The sequence below is a fragment of the Flavobacterium supellecticarium genome (assembly GCF_004801375.1).
GTDB lineage: Bacteria > Bacteroidota > Bacteroidia > Flavobacteriales > Flavobacteriaceae > Flavobacterium > Flavobacterium supellecticarium.
In genome coordinates this window covers 160,284-182,392 of the sequence record NZ_SSNZ01000006.1, presented here as the reverse complement: position 1 = coordinate 182,392, position 22,109 = coordinate 160,284, and the positions used below count along the sequence as shown (strand labels likewise).

The window sequence follows — 22,109 nt, the reverse complement described above, 5'->3', positions numbered from 1 at the left end:
GCTTTTTTTTATGTTTTTGTGAATCGTGTTTTAGCTTAAAAGTAAACCGGTACGAGTTGTAATCAAATTGCTATAGGTTGCTTTTTTTTCCTCGTTTAAAAAGGAAATTTCAATTAGGCGTACCGCCTGTGGAAGCCATTTTTCCAATCGTTTGTAAACAGAACGGATTTGCTTTTCGTTTAATCCCAAAATAACACCAAAACGCTCAAAATACACTTTGCTAAAATTACTTTTTTTGCCGCCTAAAAATAACGCGGTGTCTTCTTCGTCTTTTGGTAAAATCATTTTTACATTGAGTAGATCATAAGCGGGTGACAATACCCAACCAATGTCCGACAAAAACATCGAAAAGTTTTTTAAATGCATGTCGTTATTCCCAATGATAAAGTTGAATAAAGCCAGTTCAAAAAAACGCACTTTATCCAGTAAGGTATTTGCCGATAATTCGCCAACAGTCTTTCCAACCCGTTCCATCGTTCCTTTGTATTTGTCTTCCAATTCTAAAATTTGCATAAAATCGATCATGTGAATTTTAGTATTGGGAGCTGGTCGGTCGATGCGTTTTGTAATATAGCACAACTCACCGGAAGCCAGACGAATCATATTGGAAGGAACACAGCCGATTTTAAACAACTCCGCCAGTTTCATCGAAACATGTTCGTTTTCAGGCATCTGTTTGTAATCCGGATTTTGAGGTTTTAGAATATAGTTTCCTTCCAGTGCGTCCAGGATGGTTAAACGTCCGCTATGTCCTTTTCCTAATTCCGATTGAATATAGCCTAACGATAATTTAGGTTGAACTCCGGGAATGGTTACCGATTGTTCAATGGCTTCTTTGGCCAGTTTTGCCATGTCTTCCAGTCGGTAAGGAAGTATTGGTGCTTCGTTTGATCCAAAAAAGGCTTTGTTACATTTGGCATGATAATCACCTTCCAGAGAGTCTAATTCCTGATAACAATAAAGACATCTACGCATTTTTATCTGGATTTATTGGGTGAACACTTACGGCTCCAATAGCATTCTGACAGCAGGCTAACAGGAGTCCCATACGGTCATTTTTGTTGATTTTCCAACTTTCAGAAGCAATGTTTAACAGCCATCCTTCGGGAATCAAACCATCAAAAAAAGGAAACAGTGTTTTACTTCGGTACGGATTTTTACGCACCGGCATCGTAAAACAGACAAAAGCATCGGGAAATGTTTTGATATAAGTGTCGTCATACTTAAATTCATATTCCCCATTGTCAAGCTCCTGTAATAAACCGGCTACGATGTTGTTGTATTTTACAATTCCCTCTCTCATACTATTGCTCCTGAATTGGGCCTACTACATGCCCGAACATTTTTAAAACCTGATTGACCTTCGATAGACTTAAATTATCCTTGCCTTGTTCTATTTTTCGAACCACCGTTAGAGCGACACCGGCTCGCAATGAAAACTCCTCCTGCGTAAGTCCGGCCTGTTTACGTCTCTTTTTTACAAAGTCAGCAATTGAATCCATTTTATATGCTTTTGAATATAAAGATACTGAAAATATTTTAATTATATGTTTTTAGATATAAAAAAGCTTTTTCGGATTTAATTATATGTTTTTGCGTATAAAATATCTTTTTAAATTGACATCTGGCACGTCAGAAAATTATTACCGGGTAAAATATTCACCTTGCCTTATTGATATGGTTTGTAAAAAATAAGCCATTTCGTGTTTTTTTAAAGAAAAAAGAGTGGTGTAACAAGCCGTATGGTTTTCGTTGTAAAATCGTGCCCATTGTTTAAATAATCACTTTAAAGTGATTTTTATAAAGTGCTATAAATCATAATTTTAGTTGATATTGATGAAAAAATAAGCTTTTCGCTACAATATAGAAACATTCTTTATATAAAAAATAATACTTTTGCGCCCGTTTGATCCTTTCAGTGCCCAGAGAAAGGTCAATTTTTACAACCTACAAGTAAATTGTAATTGTCTGGTTATACCTTAAAGCCTTGAAAATAGTTAAAACCTTTTTTACTGCTTTCTCTTTACTACTGCTTTTATCTTGTGCTAAAGATAAAAAGGGAAGCATTGACGATTCCGAAATCCGGGAACGTTACTTTAACCTTGAAAAAATAGGTTGGAAATCCAAAGTCTACAATCAGAAAGTGGATAAAATCGACTTTACCGCAACCGAAGTACCCATTCAGTATTACCTGTTAAAAGACAAAGGAAATGAGAATTTAATTTTTGTCGATTCCCTCTATGAGCAGAATAAACGCGAACGGGTTATCGAATTCACCTTCCAGCAGGAAAACGAAAAAGATATTTTAGATTCGGAGAATACCGGTATTTCCTATGAAGATGGTGTGAAATACATGTCGTTTTCGATTGAAAAGGATTTTATGGTCGTGGTCAATCAGAAAGATACGATTCCCTGTTCGGCAGCCTTATTCGAAAGAAGTTATAAAATCACTCCCTATCAGAAAGTGATGTTATTCTTTTCGAACATCGATCCCAATGCCAAAATTCAACTTATTTATAAAGATAACCTTTTTAAAAAAGGTACCCTGAAATTCCAGTTTAAAGATCCATTTACAGAAATAGCCTTATGATAAAACAAATCCGAAACAGCAAGTTTACTAAAGTTGTCGCATGGTATTTAGCGTTGATGATGTTTGTCGAAATCACGCAACCCATCCATATGTACGCTTTAACCAGTGGTCCGTCGCAACCCGAGTTTAATTCCTTTACGCCTATAGGAACTTCGGATATGGTGGATCTGGCCAGTGGTGATTTTAATTATAATATCCCGATTATGGATGTCGGCGGATATCCGCTAAACTTATCCTATAATGCCGGGATCACTACCGATCAGGAAGCCTCATGGGTAGGTCTTGGATGGAATCTAAACGTTGGACAAATCGAACGACAGGTACGTGGATTACCCGATGATTTTAGAGGTGACGTAATGCAGTATGAAAATGATTTACGGGAGAATATTACCGTGGGAACCTATTTTGGTTTTAATGCTGCTTTTGCGGGTTATGACGCTTTCAAACCCGGAGTAGGACTTGGTGTGCAATACAACAATTATGAAGGAATTACCTTTAAACCATCCTTCGGACTTAGCTTCCAGCTAAGTGAAAATGTAGCGGTAGGTTTAAATTTTACCGGTTCCGCTACAGAAGGAGCCAGTGTGAATCCTACGGTTAGTATATCTGCGAAATTAAAAGAAAAGTTTGATAGTAATACAACTTCCGAAAGTTTAAAGGGTACCGGAACTATAGGTTTAGGATTCAGTAGCAGAAAAGGGGTGGAAAATCTAAACCTGTCTGCTAGTGTAAAGCGTATGAGTAATCTATATTCGAAAACGGAAAAAGGAGAAACGCAGGTCACTTCAAAAACAAAGGCAGCAGGAGCTTTAGGCGGGAGTGTTTCTTTTAATGATATGAGCTATACCCCAAGTAAACGGGTAGGTTTCGAAAATACAAGTTTTACCTTTAACGGGGCTTTTGGTAGCGAATTCTTTTTAACGGAGTTCCAGGGACAAATATCAGGTTATGGATCCTATCAGAAAGTGGCGTCGCAATACCGCAATCGAAAAGAGAAAGCTTTCGGTTATGAAAATACGGAATACAAAAGAGCTCAGGCCGGTGTTTTGGACTTTAACCGCGAAAACGAAAGAACCGTTACCGAAAATACAACAGCTTTACCGGTTACCAATTATACCTACGATATCTATAATATTGACGGACAAGGGGTGTCGGGAATGTTCCGCCCATACCGTTCTCAGGTGAGTTATCTGTATAATGATAAGGTTACAGATTATGGCGAAGGAGCAAGCCTTGGAGTTGAATTTGGAATTGGAAATATAGCGCACACAGGTGTCGACTTTAAAGTAGCGCCTTCAACGAGTACTACAGGCGGATGGGTAAACAATAATAACGTACTGCAGTATTTTAAAGAAAGCAGTACCGATACGAAAAAAATGGAATATGAGCCGGTAACCTATAAACTGGTGGGAAGCACCGTTGTGGATCCGGAGCAAAGTATCTATCTTGATAAAATCCATAAGGAAAAAGCCTTGCGAATCGGATTAGATGGTGGAACCAAAAACCGGATGACAACCAATAGGTATTATGAAGGTTATAATGGCGTTTCCCATGTTATCGATTCGAAAATTAAAAGAACGAAGCGTTACCTGAGAAATCAGCTGGTACATAAAGTAACCGCCGAAGAAACGGCAGGCGATCCTTTTGTGATCAAAAACGACAGTGCCAAAGTCCACCATACGGCTGGAATTAAGGTATTACAAACCGATGGTTCTACTTATGTATATGGTAGAACAGCCTATAACATGAGAAAAGTAGAGGCTACTTTTGATGTTTCCGGTCAAACCGGAAATAATACGAACGGATTGGTGCCGTATAACGGTACAACATCAGGGAATAATACGAGTCGAAGTGATAAATTCCTGAATAAAATTACAACGCCGCCGTATGCGCATAGTTATTTGATCACTTCTGTTTTATCGGCCGATTATGAGGATGTGGATGGCAACGGGCCAAGTCTTAACGATTTGGGAACGTTTACAAAATTTGATTATAAAACGGTTAACAATTATAAGTGGCGAATCCCGTTCCAGGCAAATATGGCTACGTATAACGAAGGACTGATTTCACATAAGGACGATCAAAAAGGAACCTACCTATACGGAATTAAAGAGTTGACCTATCTGGATAAAATCAGTACCAAAACACATGTGGCTTTCTTTGATTTGGAAGACCGACTGGATGCTGTAGGAGTTGCGGGAGAACAGGGCGGTGCCGGTACAGAGCGAATGAAACGAATCAAATCCATCCGATTGTATTCCAGACCGGAAGTAACCAATGCATCGGGTGATATTTTCGATCCGGGAATTAACAGTGCTATCAAGCCGATTAAAACTGCCCATTTTGATTACGATTATTCGCTATGTAAAAACACACCAAACTCATTGGCTCCGGCAAAAGGAAAGCTAACGTTGAAACGGGTGTTTTTTACCTACCGCGATTCCAACATGGGAAGGTATACGCCGTATGTGTTTCATTACGGATTGGAAAAATCAAAAAACAAACCGGATAATTATACCATTACGAATGATGCTGTTAACAATCCGGACTACGATCCGAAAGGTTTTGATATTTGGGGGAATTATAAAGTAAATCCGGCCGGAAGTGGGAATCTTAATTCCGCATTGTCCAATACCGAATATCCTTTTGTGGATCAGGGTAATCAACAAATAGCGGATAACAATACCGGAGCCTGGACGCTAAAATCGGTTCAGCTACCATCAGGTGGTGTCATTGCTATCGAAACGGAAAGTGACGATTATCAGTACGTTCAAAATAAAAGAGCGATGCAGATGTTTAAGGTCGCTGGTGCCGGAAGTACGAAGAATCCAGGGTCGGGAGATATCACGAATACCTTATATAATGAAATTGGTCACAATAAATATCTTTATATAAAGCTTGATGATGCCAGTGGAATCAATACACGAGAGGATTTTGTACATAATTATTTGCGGGAAAATTTAGACAAAGCGATTCAATTCCGGTTTTTAATGAATATGACAGCGAATGCTTCGCAATACGAATATGTTTCCGGGTATTTTGAGATTGGAGAAACGGATACGCAAAAAATAAATGTGGTTAACATTAATAATTATGGAAAGGTAGTCGCCATTCCGTTAAAATTATTAAACCGGGATGGTTCTGGTGGTCCTGAAAATGTAAATCCGATTGCGAAAACCGGTTGGGGTTTTGGTAGAACCTATTTAAACCGAATTGTATACAGTATCGGTGGCGATAATAGTAATACCAATTTTGTTTCCATCGTAAACGACCTGTTGGGTAGTATTGAATCCATTAGCCGAATTTTCGATGGACCGAACAGGGAACTGGAAAGAAAAGGTTGTGCCCGGATTTTTAAAACCGATAAATCCTGGATCCGATTGGAAAACAGTAAGGGAAGAAAACTGGGTGGCGGTCTTCGCGTTAAATCCATCCGTTTAAGCGACGAATGGGGTTCGATGCTGAGTTCAACCCAATCCGGAGGAACTGACTTGTCGAGTATGGAATATGGTCAGACCTATTCGTATGATGATGATGGTGATAGTAAAGGGAATAATAAAAAATCAAGTGGAGTAGCGACATACGAGCCAAACGGAAGTGCCGAAAATGCCCTTTTGGAACCGTTATATCCGAATAGCGGTAGCTATGCGCAAAACATATCGGCACCAAGAGAAAACAATTATGTGGAAAAACCGTTCGGGGAAAACTTTTTCCCGGCACCACGGGTTACCTATTCGAAGGTAACGGTACAAAACCTGCCTCGAAAAGAAGGCAATAAAGAGGTTAAAAGACATGCTACTGGAAAGGTGGTTACGAGACATTATACGTCGTATGATTTCCCTACAAAAGTGGACTTTACCGATCCGGATGTAAAAAGTGATATTCCAAGTCCGAATCAGCTTATGGGCTTTGTTACGCAATTGGTTAGTTTTATGGTGCGTAGCCACTTAACGATGTCACAGGGCTATTCAGTCGAAACCAACGATATGAATGGTAAAGTAAAATCGCAGGAGGTATATGCCGAAGGAAATACGCAACCGATTTCGAAAGTCGAGTATAAATATAATGTCGATGCGAATGGTAATCTGGATAATTACTTACAGACCATTAATAAAAATGGCGAGGTAAAAAGACAATTACTCGGCGTGGATTATGATATGATTAATGATTTTAACGAAAGCCGTTCCGAATCGGAATTAGCTGGTTTCGACGGAAATCTCGGAGCCTTTATATTCACATTGTTCCCGGGATTTGTACCGACGATATTACCTAAATATTCCTATAATGAAAATTTATTGCGAACGGCTGTGACTACAAAACACGTTCATAAAACCGGAATACTGGTGGAGAAAATTGCTTATGATCTGGGATCAAGCGTTTCAACCAAAAACCTGGCGTGGGATGCGAGTTCCGGAGAGGTAATCCTGACGCAAACCACAAACGAATATAACGACCAATACTATGCCTTTACCTATCCGGCCTACTGGAAATACGACGGTATGGGATTGGCGAGTACCAATATTGGTATTGAAGGGGCATTAAAAATTCATCCGAATTTGACGGCTACTGTTGTAGGAGGTTCAAGTGCACCAACAGACAAACCGTATTTCTGGCTTGGTGCTTTTGAGGATGTAACAAAATATTTCCATTTGGGCGATGAGTTATATCTTAAAAATGCCACAACATTAGAGCCTGTCGAAGGTGAAATGCAGGCACTTGCCGCTGTTCCATCAACACCATTATTTGTCAACCGACTTTGGGTGGTTGGTTTTGCTTCTAATAATGGTAGTACCGGGATTCTTTTAATGGATAAAGACGGGAATTATTTTAACAAATGCTCGGCCTATAGTAGTATTCCGTTTAAAATTATGCGTTCCGGGTATCGAAACTTACAGGCGGCTTCGATGGCATCGATAACATTGATGAAGAATCCGATTACGATTACAGATGCTGGGAATCAGATCGGATTTCTGGATCAGAGTGTTTTACAGTATGATGGCACGTCAGGTACGAACCCGAGAATACTAAATGCCAGTGCCGTGGTGTATAACGATTACTGGAAACCACAATCGGAACATAATTTACCATATTATCCGGATCCTGCGACAAGTGGCGCTGTTGACGGACAAGGGAATCCGAATTATCCGTATGCGGTACGGGTAAATCCGTACCTATGGAACATCAAAGGCGATTGGAGAGCTCAGGAATCGTATGCCTATTTAACCAGTAGAAATGCAGCAACGACTTCGGTAAACAATCCAAGAAATGAAGGTTTCTTTGCGAAGTTTGTACCGTTTTATATATATGCTAATGGTTTATGGACGGCCAATACGACCAATTGGAAAAGTGCGAGTAGTATCACTTTATACAGCCCGTATGGAACCGAACTGGAAAATAAAGATGCTTTAAACCGATATAGCGCCGCGCAATATGGCTATAATTATACGTTGCCGATGGCAGTGGCTTCGAATTCAAAATATTCGGAAATGGGGTTTGATGGTTTTGAAGAAACACGCCGAACAAGTAGTGTAAATCCACCGCATTTTAGTTTTAATGGGACTAATACAAACTATTCGACAAATCATTCGCACACCGGAAAGAGAAGTATCAAAGTAGCCACGGGTCAGTCGGTTAAATTAGTACGGGAAATGATTACCGCTCCGGCTTCTGTTCGCCAGGAGACTTGTCCGCCGCCGCCTAGTACGGATCCGGCAAATTGTGCCTATACATTTGAAATAGTAGGATCAGAAGGAAGTTGTTCAGGAGAAACCATAAGAAGAGTAAAGCTAACATTCCCGGCAGCTATTACAGCTACCGATATAATAGCCAGTTATATAGGTCCTAATTCCGATCCGATAGATATTACTAATATTACAGTAGATCCGAATAACAATCGAATAGTATATATCTGTGTGTCGGGGTCATTCCCTAGTGGGTTACCAGTTCCAGGTCAGACCCCTCCATCGAACTCATTAGGAAGCTATAAAGAGTTAACGGTGAGTATGGGGAATACGACTTGTTGTGTACGTCTTTACTGTCATAATAGTGGAGGTTCAACCTATACTATAGCAGCAGATACTTGCACTAACTTTTAAATTACATTCAGATGATACGATATATTCTATTCTTTGTGCTATTGATAAGTGTAAAACTAAATGCACAGTATTCCGACTTTACGAATTCATTTCAACCCACTCCGGGTAAATATGTGGTAAGCGGATGGATCAAAGAAATTCATCCCACGCAACAATTGACCTATACAGGATCGATTAAAATAAGCCTGACCAATACGTCGGCACCGTTGATGGCAACCCTACATCCGGTTGGCGAAATTATCGATGGCTGGCAGCTTATTGCCGGAGAGGTGACCATCGCTTTTTTGGAACCTGCGACCGTTCCGAAACTCGAAATAGAACTGGTTTGTTCGAATACCGCAACCGAATGTTATTTCGACGACATCCGTTTTCACCCGTATAACGGATCGATGAAAAGTTTTGTATACGATGAACAAACCCAACGTTTGATGGCCGAACTCGATGAAAACAATTACGCCACTTTTTACGAATACGATCTGGAAGGCGGTTTGATACGCGTTAAAAAAGAAACCGAAAAAGGGGTGTTTACCATACAGGAAACAAGAAGTAACAGTATTAAACAAAATTAAATGCTCATGAAAAAGACGCTACTATTCTATTTACTGTTCGTTATGGCACTTCCTACTTTTTCGCAGGGAAAGAAAGCGGTGGAAGAACTGTTTGATAAGGTTGAAAAAAAATATAAATCCGAAAAAAGTTATTGTTATCAGTCAACCTATAATTTTTATAGCACGGCTACGGCCACCAAACCGATTGAGACCTATACCGGAACGATCTATAAAAATAATACGATCAACTACCAGCAAATTAAAGATAATGAGTTTGCCAGTTTTGGATCGAATAATATTATGATCAACCATCAGGAAAAAATACTGCAGATCGGTAAAGTGGAAAACAACAATTCGCCTATTGCCTTGCAATCGTTTCTGAAATTGTTTCCGGACTACTCACTTAAGCAGGATAAATCCTATTATATCTGTGAGCTAAAATCAGGAAAGTATTCCCAGGTGGCTATGGACCGATTGATCATCTATATCAATAAAGCCGATTACAGTCTGGTGAAACAGGAATTTTATTTTGTTGGTGAAAAAGAGTTTACAGTCAAGAATAAGAAGACAAAAATAAAAAACCCAAAACTGGAAGTACGCTACGCTAAGCATCCGAAATGTCCTCAAATCAAACAACAGGATTTTTTCACGATTAAAGACAAAAAGTTTATCGTTACCGGTAAATTAAAAAATTATAAGGCTATAACATTATAAATAATATGGATACAGTATTAGGCAGGTTATTGATTAGTATTACTCTCTTTTTCTCCATTTTTGCTACGGCACAGGTTGAGGAAAAGGACTATCCTTTGGCGCCGATTCAACTAAACGGCTTTACACAGTTGGCTACGGTAGTGGATCCAGAAGCCGGATGGGCCAATCAGCACAATAAAGACCCGTATTGCTATGCCCGTTTACGCGTAGACAATACGATGGCACCGTACCAGTGGTATGAATTTAAAGCAAGGTTTACGGTTACGCCGCTTATGCCGGATGGTTCTATAGACGAATCGGTTACGCCAAGAGAAGAAACGCTGGCGGTTTCCTATAGTCCGCATGGCGCGTCGGTTATCAATACCTTGTTTACGGACATTAATTTTTTACAGGTTAAAAACCGATTCGGAATCAAAATCAGCCTGATCCCGGGGTCTGTCGAATACAAAGACATGGTCAACAATACCACGACGAACTATATCCCTGAAAATATATTTTTGGATTTGGGATTAAAGGTAAAACGCTATTATACGGTTTCCGATCAGGTACCGAATCCGATGGCGACGATAACGAATCAGTTGGATTCGGCTACCGGAGCAATGGTACCGGGTTCAATTAAAATAGAATGGCAAAAACTGGCCGGTGCACTCGAGTATGAATTGGAATGGACCTGGGTCGATTCGTATGCGGCGACCAATGCAACCGATAATCAGCCTGCCAATACGATCAATTTTAGCGATCGTGATTTTGAATTGAACAATACCCGAATCAGTACCAAATCGAATTCCTATGAAATCCCATTGCTCTATGCCAAAGGGTATTTAATTTATCGCGTTAGAGCTGTTGGTTTACATCCTACGGTTTTTAAAGGGAAGTATTATGGAAACTGGAGTTCCGGAACGGGAGCTAAAACTAAGGTTTCCGACTGGCCGCATATTGCTCAGTTATCTGAACACGAAAAAGGTAAAAACTGGCAATTACAGGTGAGTTATGCCGAAAACGGAAAAAAGAAAGAAGTGATCAGTTATTTCGACGGATCCTTACGTAACCGACAAACGGTGACCAAAATCAATACCGATAAAAATGCAATTGTTGGCGAAGTGGTGTACGATGCACAGGGAAGACCTGCTGTTGAGGTATTGCCAACTCCGACCAATGAAAATAGTATTCGTTATTTTAAAAACTACAATACCGTCCAAAGCGGTACGCCGTATTCCTTTAGGGATTTTGATTACGATGACAGTTCCGATCCGACGAATTGTACTATACAGGTCAATAAAATGGATACGGGATCGGGTGCCGCACGATATTATTCGGCCAATGGACTAATCGATTTTCCCAACAGTATCAATCAGAAATACGTTCCGGATGCCGAAAATCATCCTTTTTCACAGATAGAGTATACGCCCGACAATACTGGACGTATTGCCCGAAAAGGCGGTGTTGGGGTAAACCATCAGTTAGGATCGGGACATGAAATGCGGTATTTGTATACGGTTCCAACCGATAAAGAACTAAACCGTTTGTTTGGGTATAGCGTTGGTGATGTATCGCATTATAAAAAGAACATCGTGATCGATCCGAATGGACAGGTATCGGTGAGTTACATCGATCCGCAGGGAAGAACGATTGCTACGGGATTGTCTAATGATCCGAAAGACAATTTGGATAAATTGACCGATGCGGCAAACGACAACCCAATGCACGGGATGATGAGCGATAACCTGTTAAGTCAGAACCGACTGGAATCAACCGGTAATTTCCCGGGGAACGACGACCGTTATATTGTTTCCAAACAACTGGCTGTTGGAGGTGATAATATTGCTTATGAATTTGATTATAATGTAAAGCAAACACAGCAATTCACACCATCCAGTCCGTTAACGTGTACCCTGCCGACCTATCCTTTTGTATATGATTTGGTGATCAAATTAACAGATCAATGTCAGGTCGATAAGATCAATGTTGAAAAAATCAAATTGGGTGGTTCCGGAGGAGCTTTTCCATATCAGTCGAATCCAAGTGACTTTAATCAGGCGCTGGCTTCGGGTTCGTATGCGCTTTCAAAAGAACTGAAAGTCAATGCGGAACAACTCAATACGTATGCAACGGAATATATCAATAAGCTGAAAAATAAAGATGATCCTTGTTATATCAATCCGAATCAGTTCTCTCCGAACATTTTATTAGATATGTGTAATATGGATTGTACCAGCTGTACGGCAGCATTGGGCACGCAATCCAATTATATCCTGAATGCGTTAAGTACGTTTTACAGTGTTCCGGTAAATACGTTTAGTTTACCATCGACACTTACGCCACCGATTATAGTGACGATTACCGGAAATTCAAACATCGATCAGAGTCAGGCCAATGGTCTTGCGAATCGTTTTTTCAGAGAATGGCAATTGTTAAGACAGGAGTGCGCGCAATTGTGTACACCGCAAGCACTTTACGATTCCAGTTGTACGGTTAATGAGCAAACCTTATTGAGTGATGTTAGTCCTTTTGGGCAATATGGAAGCACGAAAGCAACCATTACGAATGCAGACGGACAAGTGGTGCCCAACCCGGATTTTGAAATCAGTGTTTTTAATCCGGACAGTAAATTATACGCGAATGGAACCGTAACAGGACATCATTGGAAAAATCCAACGACGCCTTATAAAGATATCGATGGGAATGATGCTTTTGTTAATGTTGTAGTAAATGCAAACGGAACGACTACGCCAGCATCCACAGGACAAGTGCTTTCGGCAACGATTAACGGTGAGAACATTCGTAGAGTACGACCGCAACAGTTGGTGAATTATGAGGACTTCGCTGATGCCTTTGGTCCCGGTTGGGCAAAATCGCTAATCGCGTACCACCCGGAATACAATTATCTGGTGTATAACAAAGCGATTTGTAATCTGACGAAAAGTGTCGGGGGAACACTATTAAATTCGGATGCTTACGATAGTTATCTGCAAAGCGTAACCACGTTTAATGATGCCGTGACTAAAGGTTTAATTGGAAGTACGCTTGCAACGAATAGCGGTATTTATACATTAGATCCGTATTTTCAACAATTGCCAACCGGTTTTGAAAGTGCTACACTATATGGTTACCGAATCGGTATTATGCAGGAAGCGATCAATTCCGATTATATGGTACATAACGACCCATTGACAGTCGTGAAATTATATGAGGCCGCTTTGCAGATGGTTTATTGCAATCCATTGGTACAGTGTACCCCTCCAACGTCTATTTCTTCCTTAACACAAGATCAAAAAGATCAGTTTTGGAAAACATACAGAAGTCTTTATTTAGGTTTAAAATCAAAAATAAAGCACGTTTTCAGTAATATTTACGCGATCGAAAAAGGAACCTATAACGGTTGTATCGGTGGAGTATTGAATTATTCGGTTACGAATGTACTAACGGATAATTTCTCTCAGAAAACCAACTTGTTTAACTATATCAACAGTATAGCGGTACCATCACTTTGTGCAAGTTCAAGTGGTATTTTATATAAAGAAAAAGCAAAACGTTTTATTCCGGTCGATTTCGCGTATGATTCCGGAGTAAGTCCGTTGACAGTTCTAAGTCAGTTACAGGCGCAAAACGATTACGAATATTATGCGCAAACAGGGAATTGCCCGTTACTTTTTGACTTTGATCATTTCTTAAATGGATTTTTTAAAGATCCGGCATTTAGCAGTGTGAATATTACAGCAATGTCCAGCCGACCTTTTACCGGACAGTATGTAACACCCGATTTAATTAAAGCCTTAGGGTCGATAATTGTACCGTTAAATTCATTGAATATTAGTACAGCAACGTCCAATAATACGCTTACGATTAATTTTAGTGCTAGTCCGTCGCAACCGTTTTGCGGCACGACAGTTAAGGTCGATTCTGCTACCTATACCTGGGCGAATTATAATACGACCTGGAAAATCACGAAGATTAAACAATTCTATTACGATCAAATAGCTTCCGTACCGGAAAATAGGGTATTTGCTTATAGAGCAGTGGCGGAAATTTTAGTAAATGGCGCCACAAAAGAAGTGATCCTTTACGGAACGACTTGCGCTGCTATTGGAGCCTGTAGTACCAATCCTAATAATCAGGAGGGACAGGTATTGGATCCGAATTTAGGAACTGCTGCAGGTGGACATGGTTGTACGAAACAATACCAATTCCGTCAGGCTTTTGTAGCTTTTATCAATGCGTTAAGACAATCAGGACAGTTGCAAAGTGCAACACCTGTTAGTTTAGAGAATGTACCGGCGTATAAAAATTCGTACCTGGCAACGTTTTTTAATGAACCAACCAATTCTCCGATCCTAACAACATGGAAGAGTGTTAACAATGTTACGGAATGGAGTTATGCTATGATGCGAGGCGACGAACAGATTTTTACACTGGATCAGATACAAAATCTTGCTACATTCAGTACGTCGTTTCCGTTTAGTAGTATGACGATTACCGGTAATGCTTTTATACAAATGGTTACGCTTTATACTACGAATGCGTCGGGAAGTATTCAAGCGATAACAGGACGATTTAAACCATCTTTGAATTATAACGACAGGGACTGTACCGTATGTATTCCACAAACGGTTACTCCGGTTGCCTGTGATGCTAAAAAAGCCGATTTCTTAGACTTTATACTTCACGGAGGACCAAACAATGGGCCGCGTATTACGGGGTATACCATTGAAGCCGGGGAGTTTGATAATTTCTGTACAAGCAATTTACAGTATCTTGTGGATAGCTATATATATTATTGTAATCAGTTGGCGGTTACGTCATCGTATGACTATAATTTCAGAACAATTGCAGAGTTTGGGAATACCTATTTGCATTACGGGTATAACGTGGATGCGGTTCATAATATCTTTAGGGTTGTTGATGCTTATAAAACATATTATGACAATAATGCCAGTAACCCCGATCGTTTAAACTGGAACAACTGGGTAAATACGGATTATCGTGCTGCCAATCCGGGGATATGTCCTCCGGTAACGATGAGTGTCGTTTCTCCGAATGTACCAGTAGACACTGACGGTACCTGCGAGCATTTAATCAAAAACCTAAATGAAACGTATCAGCAGGAAGCCTATGAGAATTATCTGGAATCGTTGCGTAAAAAATTCATAAAAGAATACATTACAAAAGCAATGGCAACGGTTGAAGAGGAATTTGATATGAACTATTTTGATAAAGAATATCAATATACCTTATACTATTATGATCAGGCCGGAAATTTAACGCAAACCGTAGCTCCGGAAGGCGTAAAACGATTTACACCGAGTGAGATCTATGCTAAAAATGCAGCGATCAATGCGTATAGAAATAACTTTGATCCATTGGCGCCTGCCCCTGAAAATACGGCTTTACAGCCACAGCATACGCTAAAAACGCAATACCGTTATAATACTTTAAACCAATTGGTGTGGCAAAAAACACCGGATGGTGGCGAAACGCGTTTTGCATACGACGATTTGGGACGAATTATTGCCTCTCAAAATGAAAAACAATACAATCTTTATCCATGGGTAAGGATGTTTAGCTATACGGGTTATGATAGTTTAGGCCGAATTATTGAAGCCGGCCAAATCCTTGGTAATGCTCAGGAGGATCAATACGGAAGTCATTTTTTTATCTCTGATGAGGGTAGGTTAATGCGTAGCTATGTGATTAATGGAACGACTACTCATCAGCTATCCAATGGCTTTCCATTAAATGATGGATATATGAAGATGGAAGTAACCCGAACGGTTTATAATGAGGATCCGTTACTGGAAATGTATCCGGATGAAAAAAGAGCTTCCGATTTCTTCTATTCCAATTATAATCCGCAAACGAGTAGAAATCGCGTTACCGGTATATTTTATTATGATGAGCTTGTACCGGATGGAGAATTGGATTATCAAAATGCGATCTTGTATAACTACGATATACACGGCAACGTAAAAGAAATGTTGACCTATTTGGCTACTTTAAAAGATTATAGTTGTGATCCAAACGTAATCGCCGATACGAATTTGACGCTGAAAAACGACTGTGAGTTTCATATTAAACGTGTGGTTTACGATTACGATCTGATCAGCGGAAATGTGAATTCGGTTACCCTTCAACCGGGTAAAGTCGATCAGTTTATCCATAAATACGAATACGATGCCGATAATCGTATTGTGAATGTTAAAACTTCTCCGGATGGTATTGTCTGGGAGAATGACGCCAACTATCAGTATTATGCACATGGGCCGTTAGCACGTGTGGAGTTAGGAGACAAAAAAGTACAGGGTATCGATTATGCCTACACCTTACAGGGATGGTTAAAAGCGGTAAACGGAGAAAATCTGACGACACCGGAAAATGATATGGGACAGGATGGAATGGCTGCAAGATTGATGACCAACAAAGATGCTTTTGGCTATTCACTGAACTATTTTGACGGTGATTATAGAGCCATTACAACCGATGATACCGGCGACCAAAGTTTTAAACCGTTGATGTTTAGTCGTAACGGAAATATTGCGACCAATACTAGAAATCTGTACAACGGAAACATCAAACAGATGACCACCGCTATTCGTACCAATAGAGAAGCTTTATTGGATGTTCAGAAGAATAGCTATACCTATGATCAGTTAAACCGTATTACCGGGATGACATCGGCGGCTATAAAACCGGATGCTCTTGGAGTGGCTGATGTGAATAACGAAAGTTATAGTTCCAGTTATACGTACGATCGAAATGGAAACCTGAAAACACTACTCAGAACCGCTCCGGATCCGAATGGGACTTTCCGAAAAATGGATGAATTAGTGTACCATTATTTACCAGGTGATAACAAGCTTCGCTTAGTGGAAGACAAAGCAGGTTTCTCCGGATTGGCGACTAACGAACTGGGCGATCAGATACAGCAATTGGCTGATTTAGGAATTGTGTATAACATTAATAACCTGAATACACATAATTATATCTATGATCAAATTGGTCAGCTGGTCGAAGACAAAACCGAAGGTTTAAAAATTGACTGGCGTGCCGATGGTAAAGTCAAAAGAATAGAGAAGTTTAAAAATAATGTTCAAACCATTATCTATTTTGAATATGACGGTTTAGGAAACCGGATTTCGAAAAGTGTTTATGACGGTTCCTTTGGCGATCCGGTTACCAATTCCGATTACTATGCCAGAGATGCGCAGGGGAATGTATTGGCCGTGTATAAAGATACCCAGATTTCAAACCGAAATGGTTATAACCGAAATTATTCTATAAAAGAGCACCATATTTTTGGTAGTAGCCGATTGGGATTGGAAGACAAATTGGTTGGCTTGTATAAATACAAAAAACCGGAAATTGGAGGAGGACCGTTGGGGATGACAGCTCAGGCTAGTGCCATGGCCGCTACAACAAGCGTTCCGAGTGTACTGAGTGTATCCGATTTGAAAATTTATTCCTTAAAATTAACACCGTCTACGAATGTGACGTGGAATGAACCGTATTTATATGGGATTAACCCTAATTTTAATGAATTTAATTTTAAAACGAAATTCAAACTTGATCAAACTACAGCGCCGGCTCCTTCCACGTTAATCGGTCAGGTAGAAGTGATGGGTCAGGGGACGTATGTTGATGATAACAAAACAATTGTACGTCCGCCATTAAATGTGATGTCAAACGTAGACATTGAAGCCGATGGAACGATCACCAGAACAGTAGCGGGCGATAGTTGGGGTACTGTTGGTGGTTCGACACCGTATCTTTTAACAGGTGACGGTTATGTAGAGCGAACTATAAAAGGAACTTTGGCATCCAATGAATATGTGATGTTAGGATTGTCGTATTCCGATCCAAACGTACATTATAATACGATCAACTATTCGTTCTACACTTTCGGATCCAGTATCTTGTATGCGTATGAGAATTCCGTACGCTATACATTACCTACAGGTGGCGATGTTTTCGCTATTGGTGACAAGTTACGAATCGAAAGAAAAGAAGGTAAAATCCGATATTTCAGAAATGAAACCTTGGTACGAGAAATTGTAGAATCGCAACCGGGTCAACCCATGTTGGTGGACTTTGCGATGTATAGAGGTCAGACGAAGATTTATGATTTAAAAGTTGTAAAATACCGTAGTAAAAACATAACGATTAACAATCCTCCGATTGTGAACGCAGAGAATGTGGTTGTTGATGTTTCTGGAAAAATCACAAAAACAGCAGATGCGCCATGGAATGCCGGTGGCGAAACGGCTAAGTTGTTAACTGGTGATGGTTATGTAGAGCGTACTATTAGAGCACCGATACATTCGAATAACAATACCATGTTAGGATTGTCCTATCAGAATAATGCCGATTTGGGAGCTTATGCTACGATTAATTATGCTGTGAATACCGCTTCTTCGGGATATAGTGTTTTTATTTACGAAACCGGAAGCCAGAAAACGCTGGATGCGGCATTACCAGCCGAAGCCAAAGTGTATAGTATTGGCGATATCATTAGAATTGAAAGAATAAAAGGAAAAATAAAGTATTACAAAAACGGAATACTATTACGAGAGGTAACGGAATCCAATCCGGGATTACCAATGTTGGTCGATTTTGCCATGTATAATGTGAATACCAGTATTTACAATGTAAAAGTGGTGAAATACAACGATCCGTATATCGATGCAAACGAAACGATCACCAAACCGCAATTATACAACACCCAGAATATTGCGGTGGATGCGGCTGGAAAAATTACGAAAACCAGCGCACCTACGTGGGACGCTGTTGGAGCAACGGCCAATATTCTAACCGGTAATGGTTATGTAGAACGAACCATTGGCGGAACTATGGATTCCAATTATAATGTATTTCTGGGAGTATCGTATGCTGATACTCCGGGAGCTACAGGTGTAGCATCGGTCAATACGATTAAATATGCCCTGTATTCGTATCAGGATGGAAGATTACTGGGCTATAAAGACGGTGTCAACAATCCGTTTACGGCCTATTATCCTTCGGGAGCCGACCGTTATGCTATAGGAGATGTCGTTCGAATTGAACGGATGAATGGTAAAATACGATTCTATAAAAACGGAGCAGTATTGCATGTTTATACCGAGGATGGACCGGATGCTGGTAAACCAATGGTGGTCGACTTCCTGATGTGTTTCCAGAATACCAGTATCTACAATCTGAAAGTGGTTAATTATGATGCGGTACCACTACAGGAAAACCAATATGCGATTACCAAGCCACCATTGACGGCTTCACAGAATATAAGTGTTGATGCGAATGGGAAAATCACAAAAACTTCGCCTCAGGCATGGGATGCCGGTGGTGAAACGGCCAAATTATTAATGGCTAACGGTTATGTGGAGCGAACCATCGGGGGAACGCTGGAATCGAATCACAACATTATGTTGGGGATATCCTACCAGTCTACTGCCACCGATCTTGCAGAATATAGAACGATTAATTATGCGATTTATACCTATATGATCGATAACAAGGTTATGGCCTATGAAAACGGGGTAAACAGAACCTTGTTAGGGACATTCCCGGCAGGAACCGATGTGTTCAAAATTGGGGATGTGTTGCGATTGGAACGTTTAAACGGTAAAATTAAGTTCTACAACAACGGAATTTTACTACATACTTTAAATGAAGCCGCTGCAAATGCCGGTCAGCCAATGTTGGTAGATTTCTCAATGCCAAATCAGAATTCGAGTATCTACAACCTAAAAGTGGTCAACTATGTGATGCCGCAACAGATTAAGGAGGGCGATATCAAAACCGGACTTAAATTCTATGCGGACTATGCAAACAATAAATTTAGTCCTAAGGTATTATTGGCGAAGGAAGTCTTCCTAAACGGAACGAATTTCCGAAAAGAGTATAAAGTGCTCAATCTTCCGAATGCGACCATCACGCCTCAGGAGATGACCGAAAAAGGAATGGAAATTGACTATAGTGGACAAATAACACAGCTTTTAGGTAGTGATACTGGTTTAACAGGAACACTAACCCTAAATGGAACGCCTTATCCGTTTACGGTAAGCCCGGTGGTTTCGTCCGGTGCGTATATACAGGAAAGACCATATTCCAAACTGGAGCCCGGAGCCTACGACATTTGTGGTGTAAACTACAATTTTGGAAGTCCGGTAAATGCCTTAAACCGTGAATTCGACTTTAACAATAATGTAGGTGCGGGATTGAACAATCCGCCGGTGTCGACATCCGGAAATATTACGATGACGGTTACACCGGGTACGGTACGCGTGTTAGGACCGTGTTTGATGGATACCGATGGCGATGGATTGTACGATATCTATGAAGATGTAAACAATGATAATAACCTGGCCAACGATGATACCGATGGTGATGGGGTTCCAAACTATCTGGATCTGGACGACGATGGCGACGGTTATGCGACCTGGGAAGCTGTTGAAGGCGCCGATCCGAATGGCGATCACAATCCATCCGATGCGATTGATACCGATGGGGACGGAATTCCAGATTATTTAGACAAGACCAGTGGAAATTATCCACATAACGGACTGATTGCCTATAAAAAATATGTAAATTTGACTGGCGACAAACGTTACGAACTATCCAATCATTTGGGTAATGTCCTGGTGGTGATCAACGATAAAAAGATCCCGGAGTTTGAAAAACCAGACATGCCGGAAACCGGTTTAGTTGCCTTTAACGCCGACGTTCTTAGTTATTCGGATTATTATCCGTTTGGAATGCTCCAGGAGGCCCGTCATGGTTCCAAAGCGAATTATCGTTATGGATTCCAGGGTCAGGAAATGGATAATGAAATTAAAGGTGAAGGGAATTCATTAAACTATACCTTTAGAATGCACGATCCTAGAGTGGGTAGGTTCTTTGCTACAGATCCGTTGGCAAGGGATTATCCTTGGAACTCTCCATATGCATTCTCTGAAAATGACCCAATTAATTTTGTTGATTTAGAAGGGAAAGAAAAATCACCAACGCCAGCACAAATGCAACAAGTCTTTTTGAGAGCAGCGGCATTAGGTAAAACGAAAGGTCGTGATTTATTAATATTTACAATAGGATTTGGCGAGTCAATTTTAAATGCAAATACTATTGGAGCATTCGATGCTACAAAAAGATTATTTCATAAAGAGACGATCAATAAATTTGAAAGTATTCGTGATAAAAGACTTTATACAGCTGGAAGAATTGTAGGTGATTTGGCAGCTATTGTTCAAAGTGGAGAGCAAATTACTTATGGTGGGGGAATGGCTTTGGTTACAGGCGTAGAAACCGCAGGAGTAGGAGCTGTCGCAGGAGGATTTGTCGCACTACATGGTGCAGGAGTAGGAATAACAGCCGAAATAGATTTGTTAAAACAAGGAGCTAGATTCCTTAGCATGTCTAATAATTTAAATAATAAAGGCAATAGTGAAAATAGTGGAAGCAGTTCTGAAAACTCTAATACAGAATCTAGGACATATGAACCAAACCCTAAACATGGCTCAATAAATAGAGGAAATGCTAATAAAGCACCAGAGAATCCTCAAGAAGTTTTAGATGATTCATACCAAGTGTCAGAAAATACAACTAGACGTGTTGGAGTTGACAGAAAAACAGGTGAATTTAATGTGTTTGACGAGCATGCCCCAAGTAAATTCCATGGACATAGTAGAGCTTGGAAAGAATTAAGTCAGGATATGAAAAACGTATTGATTAAAGCTAAAGAGGTTAACACTAAAGGAAAAATATTACCAAAAAAATGATAGAATATGAAAATTTTGAGTTTTTTGATAAAAGTGAAATCGAAAAACTTCTCAAGACTTCGAGTGAAGTTGAAATACCAAAAATATTAATTGGTGCCGTTAATGGCATTAATGATGTAAACTGGCTTCAGGATTTACTCATGAATTATGTAGAAAATGAAGATTATTGGATTTCCAAGACCTCAATTGGTTTATTCGGTGATTTGGCTAGAATTTTTGGAAAAATTGATAAAAATAAAATTTTAAAAAAATTAAAGAGTATTGAAAGACAAGATTTGAAGTATATTGTTGATGAAGTTATAGAAGATATCGAAATTTTTTGTCAATAATCCCGATCGCGCGGATTTGTAATCCGTGCATACAACAAATAAAGTAAAAGCCCTAACGTTATGGTTAGGGC

The 22,109-nt window shown here is 39.9% G+C and carries 9 protein-coding genes; 6 read left to right on the top strand and 3 right to left on the bottom strand.

Features of this window, described 5'->3' with window-relative positions; genetic code table 11:
• Nucleotides 1-30: 30 nt before the first annotated feature.
• From E6C50_RS13260 to E6C50_RS13250, 3 genes are read right to left on the bottom strand one after another with little or no spacing between them, the layout of a single operon-like run.
• Complete coding sequence (locus tag E6C50_RS13260; RefSeq protein ID WP_168732821.1) at nucleotides 31-975, bottom strand: HipA domain-containing protein; 945 nt, start codon at nucleotides 973-975, stop codon at nucleotides 31-33.
• A complete protein-coding gene (locus E6C50_RS13255) occupies nucleotides 968-1,303 on the bottom strand; it encodes a HipA N-terminal domain-containing protein (protein WP_136403711.1) in 336 nt (111 codons plus the stop codon). Before E6C50_RS13255 ends, E6C50_RS13260 begins: the two co-directional genes overlap by 8 nt.
• Before the next feature lies 1 nt (nucleotide 1,304).
• Nucleotides 1,305-1,502, bottom strand: coding sequence for a helix-turn-helix domain-containing protein (locus E6C50_RS13250; RefSeq protein ID WP_136403710.1), 198 nt, complete (start codon nucleotides 1,500-1,502; stop codon nucleotides 1,305-1,307).
• A 485-nt stretch (nucleotides 1,503-1,987) separates the two neighbouring features.
• Between E6C50_RS13250 and E6C50_RS13245 the strand changes: the two genes are divergently transcribed.
• The 6 genes from E6C50_RS13245 to E6C50_RS13220 are packed head-to-tail and all read left to right on the top strand — an operon-like array spanning nucleotide 1,988 to nucleotide 22,038.
• Entirely contained in the window at nucleotides 1,988-2,590 is a 603-nt protein-coding gene (locus tag E6C50_RS13245; RefSeq protein ID WP_136403709.1) for a hypothetical protein, read from the top strand.
• Nucleotides 2,587-8,685: a hypothetical protein gene (locus tag E6C50_RS13240; RefSeq protein WP_136403708.1), complete on the top strand. Its 6,099-nt coding sequence runs from the start codon at nucleotides 2,587-2,589 to the stop codon at nucleotides 8,683-8,685. Before E6C50_RS13245 ends, E6C50_RS13240 begins: the two co-directional genes overlap by 4 nt.
• An 11-nt stretch (nucleotides 8,686-8,696) precedes the next feature.
• Nucleotides 8,697-9,254: a hypothetical protein gene (locus E6C50_RS13235; RefSeq protein ID WP_136403707.1), complete on the top strand. Its 558-nt coding sequence runs from the start codon at nucleotides 8,697-8,699 to the stop codon at nucleotides 9,252-9,254.
• Between the two features lie 6 nt (nucleotides 9,255-9,260).
• The gene (locus tag E6C50_RS13230) at nucleotides 9,261-9,947 is read left to right on the top strand and encodes a LolA family protein (protein ID WP_136403706.1); all 687 of its coding nucleotides are present in this window, start codon (nucleotides 9,261-9,263) and stop codon (nucleotides 9,945-9,947) included.
• A gap of 5 nt (nucleotides 9,948-9,952) precedes the next feature.
• On the top strand, nucleotides 9,953-21,709 hold the full coding sequence (locus tag E6C50_RS13225; RefSeq protein WP_136403705.1) for an RHS repeat-associated core domain-containing protein: 11,757 nt from the start codon (nucleotides 9,953-9,955) through the stop codon (nucleotides 21,707-21,709).
• The gene (locus E6C50_RS13220; protein WP_136403704.1) at nucleotides 21,706-22,038 is read left to right on the top strand and encodes a hypothetical protein; all 333 of its coding nucleotides are present in this window, start codon (nucleotides 21,706-21,708) and stop codon (nucleotides 22,036-22,038) included. The genes E6C50_RS13225 and E6C50_RS13220 overlap by 4 nt, the downstream gene beginning before the upstream one ends.
• Nucleotides 22,039-22,109: the final 71 nt, after the last annotated feature.

Coding starts and splice junctions, on each gene's coding strand:
- E6C50_RS13260 (WP_168732821.1), bottom strand. CDS start 975: ATGCGTAGATGTCTTTATTGTTATCAGGAATTAGACTCTCTGGAAGGT.
- E6C50_RS13255 (WP_136403711.1), bottom strand. CDS start 1,303: ATGAGAGAGGGAATTGTAAAATACAACAACATCGTAGCCGGTTTATTA.
- E6C50_RS13250 (WP_136403710.1), bottom strand. CDS start 1,502: ATGGATTCAATTGCTGACTTTGTAAAAAAGAGACGTAAACAGGCCGGA.
- E6C50_RS13240 (WP_136403708.1), top strand. CDS start 2,587: ATGATAAAACAAATCCGAAACAGCAAGTTTACTAAAGTTGTCGCATGG.
- E6C50_RS13235 (WP_136403707.1), top strand. CDS start 8,697: ATGATACGATATATTCTATTCTTTGTGCTATTGATAAGTGTAAAACTA.
- E6C50_RS13230 (WP_136403706.1), top strand. CDS start 9,261: ATGAAAAAGACGCTACTATTCTATTTACTGTTCGTTATGGCACTTCCT.
- E6C50_RS13225 (WP_136403705.1), top strand. CDS start 9,953: ATGGATACAGTATTAGGCAGGTTATTGATTAGTATTACTCTCTTTTTC.
- E6C50_RS13220 (WP_136403704.1), top strand. CDS start 21,706: ATGATAGAATATGAAAATTTTGAGTTTTTTGATAAAAGTGAAATCGAA.